15 protein-coding genes are annotated in these 18,145 nt (G+C 68.7%); 6 read left to right on the top strand and 9 right to left on the bottom strand.

Annotation, left to right across the window (positions count from 1 at the left end; genetic code table 11):
* Positions 1-261: 261 nt before the first annotated feature.
* Genes pgl through tkt form a run of 6 tightly spaced genes read right to left on the bottom strand, consistent with a single transcriptional unit; the run spans position 262 to position 8,485 of the window.
* Entirely contained in the window at positions 262-1,011 is a 750-nt protein-coding gene (pgl, locus tag QMK34_RS15430) for a 6-phosphogluconolactonase (protein WP_326414644.1), read from the bottom strand.
* On the bottom strand, positions 1,008-2,069 hold the full coding sequence (opcA, locus tag QMK34_RS15425; protein WP_326414643.1) for a glucose-6-phosphate dehydrogenase assembly protein OpcA: 1,062 nt from the start codon (positions 2,067-2,069) through the stop codon (positions 1,008-1,010). The genes pgl and opcA overlap by 4 nt, the downstream gene beginning before the upstream one ends.
* Complete coding sequence (gene zwf, locus QMK34_RS15420) at positions 2,066-3,595, bottom strand: glucose-6-phosphate dehydrogenase (protein ID WP_326414642.1); 1,530 nt, start codon at positions 3,593-3,595, stop codon at positions 2,066-2,068. Before zwf ends, opcA begins: the two co-directional genes overlap by 4 nt.
* Entirely contained in the window at positions 3,592-5,211 is a 1,620-nt protein-coding gene (locus QMK34_RS15415; RefSeq protein WP_326414641.1) for a glucose-6-phosphate isomerase, read from the bottom strand. Before QMK34_RS15415 ends, zwf begins: the two co-directional genes overlap by 4 nt.
* A 9-nt stretch (positions 5,212-5,220) precedes the next feature.
* A complete protein-coding gene (gene tal / locus QMK34_RS15410) occupies positions 5,221-6,336 on the bottom strand; it encodes a transaldolase (protein ID WP_326414640.1) in 1,116 nt (371 codons plus the stop codon).
* A gap of 52 nt (positions 6,337-6,388) precedes the next feature.
* Positions 6,389-8,485 carry a transketolase gene (gene tkt, locus QMK34_RS15405; RefSeq protein ID WP_326414639.1) on the bottom strand — a complete coding sequence of 699 codons (2,097 nt, stop codon included), beginning with the start codon at positions 8,483-8,485 and terminating at the stop codon, positions 6,389-6,391.
* A gap of 306 nt (positions 8,486-8,791) precedes the next feature.
* On the opposite strand from tkt, the gene QMK34_RS15400 reads away from it, so the two are divergent.
* A complete protein-coding gene (locus QMK34_RS15400; RefSeq protein WP_326414638.1) occupies positions 8,792-9,772 on the top strand; it encodes a heme o synthase in 981 nt (326 codons plus the stop codon).
* Positions 9,773-9,846: 74 nt separating this feature from the next.
* Here the strand turns inward: QMK34_RS15400 and QMK34_RS15395 are convergent, their stop codons facing one another.
* Positions 9,847-10,272, bottom strand: a complete 426-nt coding sequence (locus QMK34_RS15395; RefSeq protein WP_326414637.1) for a TIGR03667 family PPOX class F420-dependent oxidoreductase — start codon at positions 10,270-10,272, stop codon at positions 9,847-9,849.
* Positions 10,273-10,344: 72 nt separating this feature from the next.
* Positions 10,345-10,587: a hypothetical protein gene (locus QMK34_RS15390; protein WP_326414636.1), complete on the bottom strand. Its 243-nt coding sequence runs from the start codon at positions 10,585-10,587 to the stop codon at positions 10,345-10,347.
* Between the two features lie 143 nt (positions 10,588-10,730).
* Between QMK34_RS15390 and QMK34_RS15385 the strand changes: the two genes are divergently transcribed.
* From QMK34_RS15385 to QMK34_RS15375, 3 genes are read left to right on the top strand one after another with little or no spacing between them, the layout of a single operon-like run.
* Positions 10,731-11,582 carry a helix-turn-helix domain-containing protein gene (locus QMK34_RS15385; RefSeq protein ID WP_326414635.1) on the top strand — a complete coding sequence of 284 codons (852 nt, stop codon included), beginning with the start codon at positions 10,731-10,733 and terminating at the stop codon, positions 11,580-11,582.
* A gap of 22 nt (positions 11,583-11,604) precedes the next feature.
* Positions 11,605-11,799 carry a DUF397 domain-containing protein gene (locus QMK34_RS15380; protein WP_326414634.1) on the top strand — a complete coding sequence of 65 codons (195 nt, stop codon included), beginning with the start codon at positions 11,605-11,607 and terminating at the stop codon, positions 11,797-11,799.
* Positions 11,800-11,857: 58 nt separating this feature from the next.
* Positions 11,858-14,125 (top strand): HelD family protein, encoded by a 2,268-nt coding sequence (locus QMK34_RS15375; protein WP_326414633.1) that lies wholly within the window; start codon positions 11,858-11,860, stop codon positions 14,123-14,125.
* A gap of 87 nt (positions 14,126-14,212) precedes the next feature.
* Here the strand turns inward: QMK34_RS15375 and QMK34_RS15370 are convergent, their stop codons facing one another.
* A complete protein-coding gene (locus QMK34_RS15370; RefSeq protein ID WP_326414632.1) occupies positions 14,213-14,959 on the bottom strand; it encodes a hypothetical protein in 747 nt (248 codons plus the stop codon).
* Positions 14,960-15,403: 444 nt separating this feature from the next.
* Here QMK34_RS15370 and QMK34_RS15365 point away from each other — a divergent pair, with 444 nt between their 5' ends.
* Together QMK34_RS15365 and QMK34_RS15360 are read left to right on the top strand one after the other, a co-directional pair.
* Positions 15,404-17,437 carry a sensor histidine kinase gene (locus QMK34_RS15365; protein ID WP_326414631.1) on the top strand — a complete coding sequence of 678 codons (2,034 nt, stop codon included), beginning with the start codon at positions 15,404-15,406 and terminating at the stop codon, positions 17,435-17,437.
* Entirely contained in the window at positions 17,437-18,132 is a 696-nt protein-coding gene (locus QMK34_RS15360; protein ID WP_326414630.1) for a response regulator transcription factor, read from the top strand. Before QMK34_RS15365 ends, QMK34_RS15360 begins: the two co-directional genes overlap by 1 nt.
* Positions 18,133-18,145: the final 13 nt, after the last annotated feature.

Raw genomic sequence — 18,145 nt, 5'->3', positions numbered from 1 at the left:
TGAGATGTGCTTGAGGCCCGAACGGGACGCGCAACAACGAACAAATGTGCGGATGCTAACGAGGAGGTGTACAGCGGCGGTTAGTTTCCTGCAGGTTCACTACATCGGAGCGCGCTTCTTGTCCGATCCCTGTCCGATCGTCACACGCGGTCCCCAAGCCCATGACAACGTCCTCCTTTAGGTTCGTGGGAGGTCATCACAAACGCGCTGAAGGCCACCTTCACGGCGTTAGACGCTGTGAAGGTGGCCTTCAGGGGCAACTCAAGCAGGCGGCTGGTAGGCCTTGGTGAGCTTTCCGGCCGCTGCGCGGTCCAGCAGCCAGAGGGTGCGCCGCTGGCCGCGGGCGCCTGACACCGGGATCTCGGCTTCGGGGGCTCCGGCCAGTGCCTGGGCCACGGCGTCCGCCTTTTCGGCGCCGCCGGTCATCAGCCAGACCTCCTGCGCGCGACGGATCGTGGGCAGGGTCAACGAGACGCGGGTCGGCGGGGGCTTGGGGCAGTCGCGCACCGCCACCACCGGACGCGTGATCTCGTGCACCGCGGGCGAGTCGGGGAACACCGACGCGGTGTGCCCTTCGCCGCCGAGGCCGAGCAGCACGATGTCGAACGACGGCACGTCTTCGAGCACCTTGGCGTAGGCCGCGGCCGCCGCGTCGGGGTCGTCGCCGAACTCGCCGTCCGACGCCGCCATGACGTGGATTCGCTCGGGGGCCAGCGGCACGTGGTCCAGCAGGGCCTCACGGGCCTGCTTTTCGTTCCGCTCATCGCTGTCCGCCGGGACGAACCGCTCGTCGCCCCAGTAGATGTCGAGGCGCGACCAATCGATGGCGCCCCTGGCGTGGGACTCCCGCAGCTCCTTCAGCGTCCCGATCCCCGTGCCGCCGCCGGTGAGCACCAGTGACGCCGAGCCCTTCGCCGCCTGGACGTCGACGAGCCTGGTCACCAGCCGGGCCGCCGCGGCCGCGGCCAGCAGGCCGGGGTTCTCGTAGACGACGACCTCGGTGCCGCTCACGAGCTGCTCTTTTCCGCCACCTTCGCGGACTTCTTCACCGGAGCCTTGGTAGGTCCCTTGCCCCGCACCGGAGCGTCGGCCGCCGTGACCGTCTTGTCCGTTTTCGGCGCCGGCTTGGCCTCTTCCGCGGCCTTGGCGTGCCCGGAAGTGATCTTGCCGAGCCCGTGCAACGCGGTTTCGTAGACCTCGTCCGGGTCCAGCCGGCGCAGCTCCTCGATGAGGCAGTCCTTGTTGTCCCGCCGCTGCAGCGCGATGCGCCGCGTCGGCTGGCCGGGCTGCGTCAGCGTGCCGACCCGGCCGTCGGGCCGGGTGAGGTCGATGTCGCCGGTGCGGCGCTGCAGCGTCACCGAGATGATGCCCTGGGCGCTGGAGCTCTTGACCCGCTTCACCGGCACCTTCAGGCACTCGGCGAGCCAGCCCGCGAGCAGTTCGGTCGACGGCGAGTCGGCTTCCCCGACCACGGTCGCGCCGGTGATCTTCTCGTAGGGCGGCAGGTCCAGGGCGGAGACGAGCTGGGCACGCCAGTACGTCAGCCGGGTCCACGCCAGGTCGGTGTCACCCTCCACATAGGACTTACTGCGGGCGGTGAGCGCGCGGACGGGGCTCTTTTCGGCGGCCGAGTCGGTGATCCGCCGCTGGGCGAGCTCGCCGATCGGGTCCTCGGCGGGGTTCTTCGGGCCCCCGCCCGGCCACCAGGCGACGATCGGCGCGTCGGGCAGCAGCAGCGGCACGACGGCGCTCTGGCCCTGCGAGGCGAGCTGCCCGTAGAGGCGCAGCACGATCACCTCGCTGGCGCCCGCGTCGCCACCGACCCGGATCTGCCCGTCGATGCGGGGAGCCGCGGTGCGCGCGCCCTTGGCCACCACGATCACCCGCGAGGGGTGCTCCCGGCTGGCCTCGTTCGCCGCCTCGATGGCGTCTTCGAGCTTGTCGTCGTCGTCGGCCACGATGACCAGGGTCAGCACCCGGCCGAGCGCGACGGCTCCGCCGCGCTCCCGGAGTTCCACGAGCTTCTTGTTGAGGTGCGAAGTCGTGGTGGACGGCAGGTCGATGATCACGGACGCCTCCATTTCCGGCCGGTGCGCTCCATCATGTGGTCCGCCGACGGCGGCCCCCATGAGCCAGGCGGGTACTGCTCGGGTGCGCCCTGTTTCGCCCAGTGGTTGATGATCGGGTCCAGGATCTCCCACGAGAGCTCGACCTCGTCGTTCACCGGGAAGAGCGAGGGCTCACCCAGCAGCACGTCGAGGATGAGGCGCTCGTAGGCCTCGGGGGAGGACTCGGTGAAGGCGTGGCCGTAGCCGAAGTCCATCGTGACGTCGCGGACCTCCATCGTGGTCCCCGGCACTTTCGAGCCGAAGCGCAGCGTGATGCCCTCGTCCGGCTGGACGCGGATGACCAGCGCGTTCTGCCCGAGCTCCTCGGTCGACGTCGAGTCGAACGGGAGGTGCGGCGCCCGCTTGAACACCACGGCGATCTCGGTGACGCGGCGGCCGAGCCGCTTGCCGGTGCGCAGGTAGAACGGCACCCCGGCCCAGCGGCGGTTCTGCACTTCCAGCGTCACCGCGGCGTAGGTCTCCGTGGTGGAGTCCTTCGCGAAGCCGCCTTCCTGAAGCAGGCCGGGCACCTTCGTGCCGCCCTGCCAGCCGCCGTCGTACTGCCCCCGCGCGGACGTCTTGTCCAGCGGCAGCATGGGTTTCGTCGCCGCCAGCACCTTCGCCTTCTCCGAGCGCAGCGAGTGCGGCTCGAAGGACAGCGGCTCCTCCATCGCGGTGAACGCGAGCAGTTGCAGCAGGTGGTTCTGGATGACGTCCCGTGCCGCGCCGATGCCGTCGTAGTACCCCGCGCGGCCGCCGAGACCGATGTCCTCGGCCATGGTGATCTGCACGTGGTCGACGTAGTTGGCGTTCCAGATCGGCTCGAACAGCTGGTTCGCGAAGCGCAGCGCCAGGATGTTCTGGACCGTCTCCTTGCCGAGGTAGTGGTCGATGCGGAACACCGACGACTCCGGGAAGACGTCGTTCACGATCCCGTTGAGCTCCTTGGCGCTCTTGAGGTCGTGCCCGAACGGCTTCTCGATGACCACGCGGCGCCAGGTGCTCTCGTCGGCGTTGGCCAGCCCGGAGCGGGCGAGCTGCTTGGTCACCACCGGGAACGCGCCCGGCGGGATCGACAGGTAGAACGCGGTGTTGCCGCCCGTCCCGCGTTCCTTGTCGAGGTCGCTGACGGTCTGCGCGAGCCGGTCGAACGCGTCGTCGTCGTCGAACGTGCCCTGCACGAAGCGGATGCCCTCGGCGAGCCTGTTCCAGACGGACTCCTTGAACGGCGTGCGCGCGTGCTCCTTGACGGAGTCGTGCACCAGCTCACCGAAGTCCTGGTGTTCCCAGTCGCGGCGGGCGAAGCCGACCAGCGAGAACCCGGCCGGCAGCAGGCCGCGGTGCGCGAGGTCGTAGATGGCGGGCATCAGCTTCTTGCGCGCCAGGTCGCCGGTGACCCCGAAGATCACCAGGCTGGACGGCCCGGCGATCCGCGGCAGCCGCTTGTCCCGCTCGTCGCGCAGCGGGTTTCGCCAAGTACCAGTCACTCGCCGACCTCCTGTACCGCGCGGACGAGCTCGGCCAGGCCCGCGGCCCGGTCGGTGAGGTGCAGCCGCAGCACCGGGCGCCCGTGGTCGGCGAGCACCTGCCCGTCGCCGAGCGCCTGCGCGTGCTGGAGCTGGCCCAGGGTGTACGGCCGGTCCGGCACGTCGAGGTCGGTTTCGACCCCGCCGGTGAGCTGCAGGAAGACGCCGTTCTGGTGGCCGCCCTTGTGGTACTGCCCGGTGGAGTGCAGGAACCGCGGTCCCCAGCCGAATGTGGTCTGCAACCCGGTCGACTTGGCGACCTGACCGCGCAGCAGCGACGTCGACGCGTCGTCGAGGCGGTCGAGGTACGCCTGCACCGCGATGTAGCCGAACTCGGGCGCGGAGCCGAAGAACGCGCGGAGCACGTCCGTCAGCTTTCCTTCGGTGACAACGCCTTCGGAGCCGAAGATCTCGACCGATCCGTCCACATTGGACGCAGCCCCGCCACCCTTGAGGGCGTCGGGGTTGTCCAGGAGCGCGCGGGTGGCCTGCTTCGCGGTCTCGACGTCCGGCTGGTCGAACGGGTTGATCCCGAGCAGCCTGCCGACGAGCGCGGTGGCGAACTCCCACAGCAGCATCTGCGCGCCGAGCGGGCCGGTGGTGGAGATCTTCGCGGTTCCGGCGGCGGGTCCGACGGCCACCGGGGTGGCGTCGCCCTTCGCGTCGGCGAAGCCCGGGGCGTCCGGTCCTTCGACGGCCACGGGCAGCAGCCCGGTGCCCAGCTTGCCGGTCGACTCCGCGATCAGCTGCTCGGCCCAGTCGGCGAAGCCCTTGATTCCGGAACCGGTGTCGCCGAGGACGACCTTCTCCGCGCCTTCGGTGTGCTGGGCGCCCAGAGCGGCGGCCAGCTTGACGGCGGGGTTGTCGGCCGAGTCGGTGCCCAGCACCTCGGCCGCCGAGGCGGCCGAGTCGAGCAGCCGGGCGATGTCCGCCCCGGCGAGCCCGGCGGGCACCAGCCCGAACGCGGTCAGCGCCGAGTAGCGGCCGCCGACGTTCGGGTCGGCGAGGAAGGTCTTGCGGTAACCCTCCTCTTCGGACAGTTTCGACAGCGGGGAGCCGGGGTCGGTGACGACCACGATCCGGCTCTTCGCGTCGATGCCCGCCTCGGCGAACGCCTTCGTGAAGATGCGCCGGTGGCTGTCGGTCTCGACGGTGCCGCCGGACTTCGACGACACCACGAGCACCGTGCGCTGCAGGTCACCGGCCAGCGCGTCGGCCACCTGGCCGGGGTCGGTGGTGTCGAGCACGGTGAGCGCGACCCCGGCCGTCCCGGTGATCACCTCGGGCGCCAGCGAAGACCCGCCCATCCCGGCGAGGACAACGCGATCCACGCCCTCGGAGCGGAGATCCGTGCGCAGCGCCTCGATCTCGCCGATCAGTGGCCGCGACGACTTGTGCAAACTCGTCCACGACAGCCTGATCGATGCTTCGGACTCGGCGTCAGGTCCCCAGAGTGTGGCGTCCTGCGCGGCCAGTTTCGATGCGACCTGATCGGTGACCAGCTGCTCCGCGAGCGGAGCGGCCTTGCCGGCCAGGTCGGCGTCCACGATCTCGACGCCGAGTGTTTCCCCTGCCATGGTCTGAGTTCAGTCCTTTGCTTTGTCGAGCTGGCCGGTGACGGTGTCGAGGAGTTCTGTCCAGGACTTCTCGAACTTCTCGACGCCCTCGTTCTCGAGGACCACGAACACGTCCGGGATGTCGATGCCGACAGCCGAGAGCTTGTCGAACACGTCGGCGGCTTCGACGCCGCGACCGGTGACGGTGTCCCCGGTGATCTCGGCGTGGTCCGCGGCCGCGTCCATCGTCTTCTCCGGCATGGTGTTCACGGTGTCGCGAACCACGAGCTGGTCGACGTAGCGGGTGTCGGAGTACGCCGGGTCCTTGACGCCGGTGGACGCCCACAGTGGACGCTGCGCGTTCGCGCCCGCGGCGGCCAGTGCGCGCCAGCGGTCGGTGTCGAGCAGCGTCTCGAAGGCCACGTACGCGAGCCGGGCGTTGGCGATGGCCGCCTCACCCTTGAGGGCCTTCGCCTCGTCGGTGCCGATGACGTCGAGCCGCTTGTCGATCTCGGTGTCCACACGGGACACGAAGAACGACGCGACCGAATGAATTCCGGCCAGGTCGTGGCCGTTGGCCTTGGCCTGCTCGAGCCCGGCGAAGAACGCCTCGATGACCGCCTGGTAGCGCTGAGTCGAGAAGATCAGCGTCACGTTCACGCTGATGCCCTCGGCGAGCGTCTGGGTGATCGCCGGGATGCCCTCTTCGGTGGCCGGGATCTTGATCAGCACGTTGGACCGGTCGACGGTCTTCCACAGGTCCTTCGCCTCGGCGAAGGTGCGGTCGGTGTCCTTGGCCAGGCGCGGGTCCACCTCGATGGACACGCGGCCGTCGACGCCGTTCGAGGCGTTGTAGACGTCGCGGAACAGGTCGGCGGCGTTGCGGACGTCGGTCGTGGTCAGCTCGCGGACCGTGGCGTCGACGTCGGCCCCGCGCGCGGCGAGTTCCTTGGTCTGCTTGTCGTACGCCTCGCCCTTGGACATGGCGTTCGCGAAGATCGTCGGGTTGGTGGTGACACCGACGACGTGCTTGTCGCGGATGAGCGCGGCGAGGTTGCCCGTCTCCAGGCGCTCGCGGGACAGGTCGTCGAGCCAGATCGAGACACCGGCTTCGGACAGCTGGGCAAGCCGATCAGTGGTGCTCATAACTGCTTCATCCCCTTCGGATGGTTCAGTCTCAGTGAATTAGCTCAGTGAATTACTTGGTCTTCGCGAGCGAGCGGCGAGCGGCGTCGACGACGGCTTCGGCCGTGAAGCCGAACTCGCGGAACAGCGTGCCCGCGTCGGCGGAGGCGCCGAAGTGCTCCAGCGAGACGTTCTCGCCTGCGTCACCGGTGAAGCGGTGCCACGTCAGCGCGAGACCGGCCTCGACGGACACGCGGGCCTTGACGCCGTTGGGCAGGACCGACTCGCGGTACGCCTCGTCCTGCGCGTCGAACCACTCGACACAAGGCATGGAGACCACGCGGACCTTGGTGCCGTCGGCTTCGAGCGTCTTCTTGGCCTCGACGGCCAGCTGGAGCTCGGAGCCGGTGCCCATGAGGATCACGTCGGGCGTACCGTCCGAATCGGACAGGACGTACCCGCCCTTGAGGACGCCTTCGGTGCTGGTGCCCTCGAGGATCGGCAGGTTCTGGCGGCTCAGCGCCAGGCCGGTCGGGTGGTGGATGTCCTCGAGCGCGCCGCGCCAGGCCGCCGCGGTCTCGTTGGCGTCCGCGGGGCGGACGATGTTGAGGCCGGGGATCGCGCGCAGCGTGCTGAGCTGCTCGACCGGCTGGTGCGTCGGGCCGTCCTCGCCGAGGCCGATGGAGTCGTGCGTCCAGACGTAGACGACCGGCGCCTTCATCAGCGCGGCGAGCCGGACCGGCGGGCGCATGTAGTCGGAGAAGATGAGGAACGTCGCGCCGTAGGGCCGCGTGCCGCCGTGCAGCGCGATCCCGTTGAGGATCGAGCCCATCGCGTGCTCGCGGATGCCGAAGTGCAGCGTGCGGCCATACGGGTTGGCGTTCCAGGAGTCGGTGGAGGCCTTCTCCGGGCCGAACGAGTCGGCGCCCTTCATGGTGGTGTTGTTGCTGCCCGCGAGGTCGGCCGAACCGCCCCACAGCTCGGGCAGGACGTCCGCGAGGGCGTTGAGGACCGCGCCGGAGGCGACGCGCGTGGCGATGCCCTTGGCGTCGGGCTCCCAGCTGGGGAGCTGCTCGGTCCAGCCCTCGGGCAGCGTGCGGGTGGACAGGCGGTCCGCGAGCTTCTTGCGCTCAGGGTTGGCCGCGGCCCACGCGTCGAACTTGCCCTGCCACTCGTCGTGCGCGGCCTTGCCGCGGTCGAGCGCCTGGCGGGTGTGCTTGATGACCTCGTCGTCGACCTGGAAGTTCTGCTCCGGGTCGAAGCCGAGGATCTTCTTGACGGCCGCGACCTCTTCGCCGCCGAGCGCCGCGCCGTGCGCCTTGCCGGTGTTCATCTTGGTGGGCGCCGGGTAGCCGATGATCGTCTTCAGCACGATGAACGAGGGGCGGCCGGTCTCGGCCTTGGCGGCCTTGATGGCCTCCTCGATCGCGACGACGTCCTCGCCACCCTCGACGACCTGGACGTGCCAGCCGTACGCCTCGTAGCGCTTGGCGGTGTCCTCCGAGAGGGCGATGTTGGTGTCGTCCTCGATGGAGATCTTGTTGTCGTCCCAGAAGACGACGAGGTTGCCGAGCTCCTGGCGGCCCGCGATCGAGGAGGCCTCGGCGGTGACGCCCTCTTCGATGTCACCGTCGGACGCGACCGAGTAGATGTAGTGGTCGAAGATGCTCTCGCCCGGAGCGGCGTCCGGGTCCAGCAGGCCGCGCTCGCGGCGGGCGGCCATGGCCATGCCCACCGCGTTCGCCAGGCCCTGGCCCAGCGGGCCGGTGGTGGTCTCGACGCCCTGGGTGTGCCGGTACTCCGGGTGCCCCGGCGTCTTCGAGTCCCACTTGCGCAGCTGCTTGAGGTCTTCGAGCTCGAGCCCGAAGCCCGCGAGGTACAGCTGGATGTAGAGGGTCAGGCTGCTGTGTCCAGCCGAAAGGATGAACCGGTCACGCCCCGGCCAGTTCTCGTCCGCCGGGTCGTGGCGCAGCGTGCGCTGGAAAAGCGTGTACGCGAGCGGCGCGAGGCTCATCGCGGTGCCGGGGTGACCGCTGCCGCAGTTCTCGACCGCGTCGGCGGCGAGCACGCGCACGGTGTCCACCGCGCGCGTGTCGGTCTCGGTCCAGTCGGCGGGCACGTTGCGCCGGAGAAGTGGGTTGTTCTCGCTGGTTGAGGCGATGTCGGACACTGAACTCGAACTCCCCGTCGTCAAGGTGATGGCTTCTTTACTCTGTGGTGTTGCCCACGCGCGCTGCTCTTAATCTCAATCGATCCCGAAGGGACGATATTCCAGGTCGGAGCTGTGCGCAGGGGCACTACGCGGCCCGTCCCGGCCAGCCTAATGGTTGGGCCACCCGAGGACCCGCGATCACCCTCAGGAAACAGCACGTCTACGATCGATCGCGGGTTCAAAGTCCCGTGAGTCCGGGGCCACCACACAGTTAGTCCGGGCCCACCGGGGACCACCCGCCCCGAACCTGACGCAGGGAGTGAAATGTCGTTGGTGAACGCTGCGCACGGCCGCAGTGACAGCACCAGCGCCGTGCATGACACCGGTGAGAAGCTGCCCGGTGGCCGGCGAACCATCCGCCAGGTCGTCGGCGCGTACGCCGCCCTCGCGAAGCCCCGGGTGATCGAGCTCCTGCTCGTCACCACGATTCCCGCGATGTTCCTCGCCCAGCGCGGCATCCCCTCGCCGTGGCTGGTGCTCGCCACGCTCGTCGGCGGCACCATGGCCGCGGGCAGCGCGAACGCGCTTAACTGCGTGATCGACGCGGACATCGACAAGGTAATGAACCGGACCAAGCGGCGCCCGCTGGTCAAGGAGTCCGTGCCGCGACGCGGCGCGCTGATCTTCGGGCTCGCCATGGGTGTGGCGTCGTTCGTCGTGCTGTATCTCACGGTGAACCCGCTGTCGGCGATCCTCGCGATCGCGACAATCCTCTTCTACATCTTCGTCTACACCCTGCTGCTCAAGCGCCGGACTTCGCAGAACGTGGTCTGGGGCGGCGCGGCGGGTTGTATGCCGGTCGTCATCGGCTGGGCCGCGGTGTCCGGCACCGTGCAGTGGCCCGCGTTCGTGATGTTCGGCGTCATCTTCTTCTGGACGCCGCCGCACACCTGGGCGCTGGGCATGAAGTACCGCGACGACTATGAGCGCGCCGGTGTCCCGATGCTGCCGGTCGTCGCCAGCCCGCAGCACGTCGCCCGCCAGATCGTCATCTACTCGTGGGTGATGGTCGCCTGGACGCTGCTGCTGATCCCGGTGACGAGCTGGCTCTACACCTCGTTCGCGATCGTCGCGGGCGGCTGGTTCCTCTTCTACGCGCACAGCCTGCAGGCCGCTGTCCGCCGTGGCGAAGAGACCAAGCCGATGTCGCTGTTCCACCGCTCGAACACGTACCTGATGATCGTGTTCGTCGCGCTGGCCGTCGACTCCGCGATCGGCATGCGCCAGATCGGCCTGCCCTTCTAACTCTTCTTGATTGCCCCTGAAGGCCACCTTCACGGCGTTTTACGCCGTGAAGGTGGCCTTCAGGGGCTTTCGGGTCAGGCGCGGAGGCGGGCCGGGGTGATGACCAGGGCGACGGAGAACATCTCGGCGAACTTGTCCGCGGTGCCGAACATCGCGCCGATGCGTTCGGTGTACTTGGCCACGTACTCGGGGTTCCGGTCCGCGGGCGGGACGTCGGTGGCCTGCTTCGCGGTGCCTTCGATGCGGATGTTGTCGCGGCCAAGGTCGGTCACGTCGAGTGCGAGCGAGACGCGGGGGTTCTCCTCGATGTTGCGCAGCTTGAACCTGTCCGGCTGGCTGTAGACGAGGACCGTGTCGTCCTCGCGCACGAGGAACCACACCGGCACGCTGACCGGCTGCCCGTCCGGGCGCACGGTGGTCAGCCAGGCGATGAGAGTCCCCCGCAGCCGGGCCTCCACATGGGTGCGCCGGTCGCCGGACAGCTCTGACGTGAGATTCACTTCGCCAACTCCTCTGGATGGGCTTGCTCCATCGCGAAGGTTAAGCGGGAGGTCCGACAAGAACCGCCGCTTCTAGCGGTTGGCCGCCAGGACGTCTTGGGCGGTCTGCGTGATCGCCTCGCTCAGCGCGGCGTGGAAGTCGGCGATGGCGCTGTGCGGAAGCGTGAAGAACCGGTCGTGCGGCCCGGCGATCGCGATCTCGCCGTTGTTGGCCTCGACCGCGCAGACACCCGGCCGCAGGTTGCTGTCGTAGCAGCGGACCAGCCACTCGCGCCGGGGTGAGTTCTGAGCGAGCACCGAGATGTCGCCGTCCATGAGGGGTCCCTTCGCTGACGTGGTGTATCCGCAAGTATTGATGTACATCAGATTTGCTGGCAATCCCTCGTTAGGGTGAGGGGACTGGCCATGGTCAACGCGGTGGAGTTGACTGATGCCAGTCCCGATCATGGAGGTGGAGTGTGTCCCGTCGTGCCGGTCCCTCGGTGAAGTCGCGCCGGCTCGCGATCCTGCTGCGCAGGCTGCGGGCGGCCAGCGGCCTGAGCGCGGCCGAGGTGAGCAGGCAGACCGAGATGTCGGCCAGCAAGGTCAACCGCATGGAGAACGCCGAAATCGGCTTCTACCTCGACGACCTGGAGAAGATCCTCGACTTCTACCGGGTTTCGTCCCAGCGGCGCGTCGAGATCATGGACATCGCCCGGCACGCCGAGCAGCGCGGCTGGCTGCGCATGACCGCGCCCAACCTGCCCGCCGACTGGCAGACCTGGGTCGACTTCGAGGACGAGGCGAGCGGGGTCCAGCAGTACGCGCCCTTGATGATCCCTGGTCTGCTTCAGACGGCCGAATACGCCAAGGCGATCATCGAGGCGACCGGCAACGGTTTGTCGCCTGATGAGGTCGATGCTCGAGTTGCCAGCCGGATGGCGCGTCAGGGCGTGCTCTCGCGGTCGAAATCGTTGCGGCTGCGAGTGATCCTCAATGAAAGTGTGATCGATCAGCCGTTTTCCTCAGCTGGTGCGCGAGCACGTCAGTTGCGCAGGCTGGTGGATGGCGCGACCCAAGACCACATCACGATTCAGGTGCTTCCCGCCGAAGCTGGATTGCACCCCGGTTTCGTCGGCGGGTTCACCATCCTCGAGTACGACGATGAAGCCAGCCTGGTGTTGCTGGAGAACAAGGTGTCGAGCCTGTTCCTGGATGAGGAAGAACACATCGAGGTCTACTCCCAGTCTTGGTCCACGCTGACCGACCTGTCACATGGCCCGGACGAATCGGTGGAGCTGATCGCTGCCGCTGCCGCAAGATTGTCCTGAACGATCGTGGGACGATGTCCCTATGAGCCCGCGCGATTTCTCCGGTCCCCACTGGAACAAGAGCAGTTACAGCAATGACAGCGCCAACTGTGTCGAGGTGTCTCTAACGGGCTCCGCGATCGGCGTCCGGGACTCCAAGGATCCCGTGCTGCCCGCGCTGGCCTTCGCCTCACCCGCGTGGTCGGCGTTCGTGGGACGGGTGTCGGGAATGAAGTAATCTTGAAGGTCGTTGGCTTCTTGAGCCTCACCACTCCCGATGCGAAAGCAGGCCACCCTTGTCCGTGTCCCCGTCTCGGGAACCAGACACCACGACCGACGACGACCTGGCCCGCGAGCAGGACTACGTCACCACGCTCTACCGCAAACTCGACGTCGAGCGGACCCACGCGCAGAGCAGGTTGACCGAGACGCTGCGCCAGACCGGCGGCACCCCGCAGGCGCGGACCGAACGCGACGTCGCCACCACGCTGTACTCCGACAGGCTGGCCCAGCTAGGGTCGGTCGAGCAGGGCTTGTGCTTCGGCCGTCTCGACTTCGTGCCCGAGAGCGTCGAGGAGACGACGTACGTCGGCAGGCTCGGCCTGTTCGCCGAGGACGACGACTACCGCCCGCTGCTGGTCGACTGGCGCGCGCCGGTCGCCCGGCCGTTCTACCTCGCCACGGCCGCCTCGCCGGACGGCGTGCGCCGTCGTCGCCACATCCGGTCGCTGAGCCGCAAGGTGGTCGGCCTCGACGACGAGATCCTCGACCTCGGCGCCGCCGACCAGGGTCAGGACCTCGGGCTCGCGGGGGAGGCCGCGCTGCTCGCCGCGCTGGAGAAGCGCCGGACGGGTGAGATGAGTGACATCGTCGCCACCATCCAGGCCGAGCAGGACAAGATCATCCGCGCGTCGCTGAGCGGGGTCCTCGTCGTCCAGGGCGGCCCCGGCACCGGCAAGACCGCGGTGGCGCTGCACCGCGCGGCGTACCTCCTCTACACCCACCGCCAGCAGCTCACCACGCGCGGCGTGCTCGTGGTCGGGCCGAACAGCACGTTCCTGCGCTACATCGGCCAGGTCCTGCCGTCGCTGGGGGAGACCGGCGTGCTCCTGGCCACCATCGGGCAGCTGTACCCCGGGCTCGACGCCGTCGCCGTCGAAAGCCGCGAAGCCGCCGAGGTCAAAGGCCGCCTCGCCATGGCGAAGGTGCTCGCCAACGCCGTGCAGGACCGCCAGCGCGTGCCCGAGCCGGTCATGGAGATCGTGTACGAGCACGACATCCTCCGCCTCGACCGCAAAACCTGCCTGGAAGCGCGCACCCGGGCCCGGCGCTCGCGGCGTCCGCACAACCAGGCTCGCCGCCTGTTCGTCTCCGACGTCCTCGACGCGCTGACCCGCCAGGCCGCCCGCAAACTGGGCGACGACCTGCTCGACGCGCGCGACATCCAGGACATCCGCGCCGAGGTGGCCGCCGACCCGAACATCGCCGAGGCGCTGGACGGCCTCTGGCCCAAACTGACCCCGGAAATCGTGCTCGACGAGCTGTTCGCCGACCGCGAACGGCTCGACAGCGCGTCCGGACGGCTCCTGAGCGAAGCAGACCGTGCCCACCTGGAGAGCCCCACCGACGCCGACTGGACCCCCGCCGACGTCCCGCTGCTCGACGAACTCGCCGAGCTGCTCGGCGAGGACGACACCGAAGCCCGCGCCGAGCGCGCGAAGCGGGAGCGCGAGGACAAGGCGTACGCCGAGGGCGTGCTCGACATCCTGGAGCAGGACGAGGAGATCATCGACGAGGAGATGCTGCGAGTCGGCGACGTCCTCGACGCGGAGCTGTTCGCCGAGCGGCAGGAGCGGCGCAGCGAGCTGACCGCGGCGCAGCGGGCCGCGCAGGACCGGACGTGGACGTTCGGGCACGTGATCGTCGACGAGGCGCAGGAGCTGTCCGCGATGGACTGGCGCCTGCTCATGCGGCGCTCGCCGAACCGTTCGATGACCCTGGTGGGTGACGTCGCGCAGACCGGTTCGGCCGGGGGAGCGCGGTCATGGTCGGAGGCGCTCTCGCCGTACGTCGCGGATCGCTGGCGGCTGGCGGAGCTGACCGTGAACTACCGCACCCCGGCGGAGATCATGGCCGTCGCGTCCCGCGTGCTGGCCGAGGTCAACCCGGAGCTGGAAGCACCGGTTTCGGTGCGGGAGACCGGTTTCTCCCCCTGGCAGCGCGACATCTCGCCCGCTTCGCTGGCCGAAGGGCTGCCGCCGCTGATCGCGTCCGAACTGTCCGAAGTGGACGGCGGAACGGTCGCCGTGCTCTGCCCGTCCGCGCGCGTCGACGCCGTCCAGCGCCTGCTGGGCCAGTCCGACGAGCGCGTGAGCGTCCTGAGCGTCGCCCGCGCGAAGGGCTTGGAGTTCGACTCCGTCGTCCTCCTCGCCCCGGACGAGATCCTCGCCGAGTCCCCCCGCGGCCTCAACGACCTCTACGTCGCCCTGACCAGGGCAACCCGCCGTCTCGGCGTGGTCAACACCGGCGACCCGGTCCCAGCCCTGGCTGACCTGGCCCCGTGATCAGACCGCCGCCACGCGTGTCCGCACCGCCGTCACGCGTGTGTGCGATCTGATCACGCGTGACGGCGATCTGATCACGGCTGGGCGTCAGGGAATGACGCGGTTCCTCAGGTTGTGCGGGTACGGGCCTTCACCGTGGGCGTTCAGCTCGGCGGCCACGTTGAAGCTGTAGAACGGGTGAGAGCTGAAGTAGCTGTCCAGATTGGTGCCCCCGAAGCAGATGAAGTCCGCTCCGCCCGCTGAGCGGGGCCCGTTGCACACGCTCAACGTCGGGTAGCGGAACGCGTCGAGCGGGCGGAAGCCGGCCCCGCCCGGTCCGGGAACTGGCAGGTGCCCGATGAGCCCGCCGGGGTCGCCCGGCCAGTTCGATTCGCCGGGCTGCCGCCTGCCGTCGGCGAACAGGACCCCTTGGATGTTCCGGCCGGGCGGTTCGGTTTCCAGGACGGTGCCCGCGACGAGCGCGCCGAGACTGAAGCCGACGATGTAGACCTTGGTGCCGAGGTCGCACCCGTAGGTGACGTAGAGGTTGTAGAGCGCCGTCCTGAGGTTGGCGACTCCGGCGTCGACGTCGGTGTAGAGGTTGATGTCGGCGGCACTGTTGGGGTACGGGATGCGGACAGGGTCGGCTCCTCCCGGCGCCGAAGCCAGCAGCTCCTGGGCGCCGCCGTCCCGGTAGCCCGGAACGACGAACATGACCGGCCCGCAGGGCCTGGCAACTCGGGCGGGCGCGGCCTGTGCCGCGTTGGCCGAGCCGAGGGCAGCACCGGCGAGGCAGACGATCGACAGGGCGACGGACAGGATCCGGCGCCGGTATTGCGTCGCGGAACTTCTCATTTTTTCCTCCTTGTTGCGGTGTGGTGGTCGTGCGTCAGAGAACCTGCCCGACCAGCAAACCGATGAGCAGACACCAGAAACACACTTTGACGATGGTCGAGGCCCGCACCCAAAGTTCCATTTCCCCCGCCTTTTCTTCCGTTCGGATCGCCCGGTGCGTGGAGGGCGCCGATTTCGTTGATTCACCTCCCACGGGTTGTTCTTCAGCCGGCCGACCCGACACGATCGGGTGAGCCGCCTTTCCCGCGATGGGCTCACGCGGTCTAGGTTCGTCAGGCAGTCAGCCGTCCACCTGGCAGGTGGAACTTGCTGATTGCAACCTTAAGAGTCACCGAACCGGTACGGAACGTGGCGGGCCCCGGGGGTGGCATGGGGGCTGGCCATGGGGTCCAGGGGTGGCGCGCCCGGTGGACGGTTCGCTCGCGCGGGCGCGACAATCTGCCGGTGACACTGTGGTTGAGGCTCACTTCGGGCGCCGGAATCGTGCTCGGCGGCGCTGGTCTGCTGTACAACTGCTGGAATGTCGTCGCGGTCTTCGGCCGGGCCCCGATCGTCTTCTGGCAGAGCCTGTTCGGGTTCGCGGTGGCGCCGTTGTTCGGGATCGCGGTGTGGCTGGTCCGCAAACGCCCGGATCATCCGCAGGTTCGGCGGCTGCTGCTGTTCAGCGCCCTGACGGAGGCCTTCTCCGGGTTCAGTGATCAGATCCGGACTTTCACCCTGCACAGCACCGGCGGCTGGGTGTGGCTGGCGAACCTGGTCGTGCTGGGCGCCGCCGCGGTCGCGGTGGTCACCTTGATGGTGATGATGGCGTCGTTCCCCGATGGTGTGGTGGAACGACGGTGGCAACGGGTGGCGCTGCGGCTTGCCTGGTTGCAGCTGGTGTGGGTACCACTGTGGTTGCTGAGCAGTCCCACCGTCCCGGCCGACCTGTATGTGCCCGACCTGTCCGCGCGGGTGCCCAACCCCTTCGCGGTGCACTGGCTGGCGTGGTTGTCCGGTCCGGCCGAGGTCGCGGGGAGGTTTGCCTGGCTGCTGCTGTTCCCGATCCTCTGGGTGCGGTTCCTCCAGGCGAACCCGGAGTTACGGACCCGGATGCGCCTGCTGGCGTACGGGACGGCCGTGACCATCCCGATCTACCTGCTGCTGGGTGCGCTGGCCAGTGGCGTCGCACCGGCCGCTCCGGTGTGGTACCAGTTGCTCATCGGCGCGGCGGTGGTGCTGATGCTGGCTCTCCTGGTGATCATCGTCGTCGGCATCGTGCGGCACCGGTTGTTCGACATCGACGTGGCCGTGCGGCGCTCCGTGGTGTTCGGCCTGCTCTCCCTGGGCATCGCGGTGGTCTACTTCGGGCTCGCCGCGGCACCCGGACTCGCGCTGGGCAACCGGATCCCGGTCGAGTACGCCGTCGTGATGACCATCCTCGCGGCCGCGGTCTTCCAGCCGTTGCGTCGTCGGCTGGACGTGGTGGTGGATCGTCTGGTGTTCGGCGAACGGGTGAACCGCTACCAGCTGCTGACCGCCTTCGGCGCCCGGCTGGAGCAGACCGACGAGCTGAACGAGCTGGTCCCGCGTCTCGCCGACGCCGTCCACCGGGGACTCGCGACCGAGTGGGTGCGGGTGACCCTGCCCGGCGCGAGCGCGTCGTCCGGCCTGCCGGTCGGTGCCGTCGCGATGAGCGTTCCGCTGCAACGCTCTGGCGAGGTGGTCGGCCACATCGAATGCGGACCGAAGAACGGTGGTTTCCACGCGGGTGACCAGGAACTGCTGAGCACCCTGGCCGGGCAGGCGGCCACGGCGATCACGAACGTCCAGCTCACCGCCCGGCTGGCGGAGCAGGTGGCGGAACTGGGACGGTCCCGCGCGCGGATCGTCGCGGCGCAGGACGCCGAACGGCGACGGATCGAGCGCGACATCCACGACGGGGCCCAGCAACACGTCGTCGCCTTGATCATGAAGACGCGTCTCGCCCGCAACCAGCTCGCGCGGGGCGAGCGAGCGGCCGAGGAGGTGCTCGGCGAACTGCAGCACGACACCCAGGAACTGCTCACCGACCTGCGCGAACTAGCGCACGGCATCCATCCGCCGGTGCTGAGCGATCAAGGGCTCGTCCCCGCGGTGCAGGCCAGGGCCGATCGGCTTCCCCTGCCTGTCCGGGTGCACGCCGACGCCGCGCTGCGCGGAACGCGGTTCGAGACCAAGATCGAGGGTGCCGCCTACTTCATCGTCTGTGAGGCGCTGACCAATGTCGTGAAACACGCCGGCGCGCGCCTGGTGGACATCAGCCTGTCCGCCGGCGACGGGTATCTGGCTGTGAAGATCCACGACGACGGCCGCGGTATGGCGTCGACGGACAAGAACGGCCATGGCCTGACCAACCTGCGGGACCGGGTCGAAACCCTCAACGGCCGCCTGCGGATCGACAGCGAACCGGACAAGGGAACCACCGTGCACGCCGAACTACCGAACCGGGACCAGTGATGGCCGCGATCCTCCGAGTGATCATCGCCGACGACAACTACGTGGTCCGCGAAGGCATCCGCCGGCTCGTGGCGGACTCCGGCGAGGTCGACGTGCTGGCCGCCGTCGGCAATGCCGAAGACCTGCTCGACGCCGTCCGCCGCCTGCGTCCCGACGCCGTCCTCACCGACATCCGGATGCCGCTTCCCGGTGACCGCGCCGAGGACGTCGAACACATGGAAGGCATCGAAGCCGCCCACGCGATCCGCGCCGCCTACCCCGGAACAGGGGTCGCGGTGCTTTCGCAGTTCAGCGACGAGAACTACGCCTTCGCGCTGCTCAGCAACGGCACGACCGGTCTCGCGTATCTGCTCAAGGACCGCCTGGCCGACATCGAGGACGTCATCCGCGCCCTGCGCGAGGTCGCCCAAGGCGGCGCGGTGATCGACCCGCTGATCGTCGACACCCTCCTGCGGCGGACCAAGGCGGTCAGCTCACCGCTGGATTCCCTCACCCCGCGCGAACTCGATGTGCTGCGCGAAATGGCCAGGGGGAGAACCAATCCGGGCATCGGGGAGGCGCTGAACTTGAAGGGGCCCACCGTGGAGAAACACGTCAGCTCGATCTTCAGCAAGCTCCACCTGACCGAGGAACCGGTACACCGCCGGGTCTCCGCCGTGCTGACCTATCTCCAGGAGCGCTCCATCGGCCAATGACGGCGTGGCCTAC

The organism is Amycolatopsis sp. H20-H5 (assembly GCF_035828755.1).
Classification (GTDB): Bacteria; Actinomycetota; Actinomycetes; order Mycobacteriales; family Pseudonocardiaceae; genus Amycolatopsis.
The sequence above is the reverse complement of the archived record's forward strand: the minus strand, read 5'-3'. Positions and strand labels throughout refer to the sequence as shown.

Coding starts and splice junctions, on each gene's coding strand:
- QMK34_RS15415 (WP_326414641.1), bottom strand. CDS start 5,211: ATGGCAGGGGAAACACTCGGCGTCGAGATCGTGGACGCCGACCTGGCC.
- tal (WP_326414640.1), bottom strand. CDS start 6,336: ATGAGCACCACTGATCGGCTTGCCCAGCTGTCCGAAGCCGGTGTCTCG.
- QMK34_RS15400 (WP_326414638.1), top strand. CDS start 8,792: ATGTCGTTGGTGAACGCTGCGCACGGCCGCAGTGACAGCACCAGCGCC.
- QMK34_RS15390 (WP_326414636.1), bottom strand. CDS start 10,587: ATGGACGGCGACATCTCGGTGCTCGCTCAGAACTCACCCCGGCGCGAG.
- QMK34_RS15380 (WP_326414634.1), top strand. CDS start 11,605: ATGAGCCCGCGCGATTTCTCCGGTCCCCACTGGAACAAGAGCAGTTAC.
- QMK34_RS15370 (WP_326414632.1), bottom strand. CDS start 14,959: ATGAGAAGTTCCGCGACGCAATACCGGCGCCGGATCCTGTCCGTCGCC.
- QMK34_RS15360 (WP_326414630.1), top strand. CDS start 17,437: ATGGCCGCGATCCTCCGAGTGATCATCGCCGACGACAACTACGTGGTC.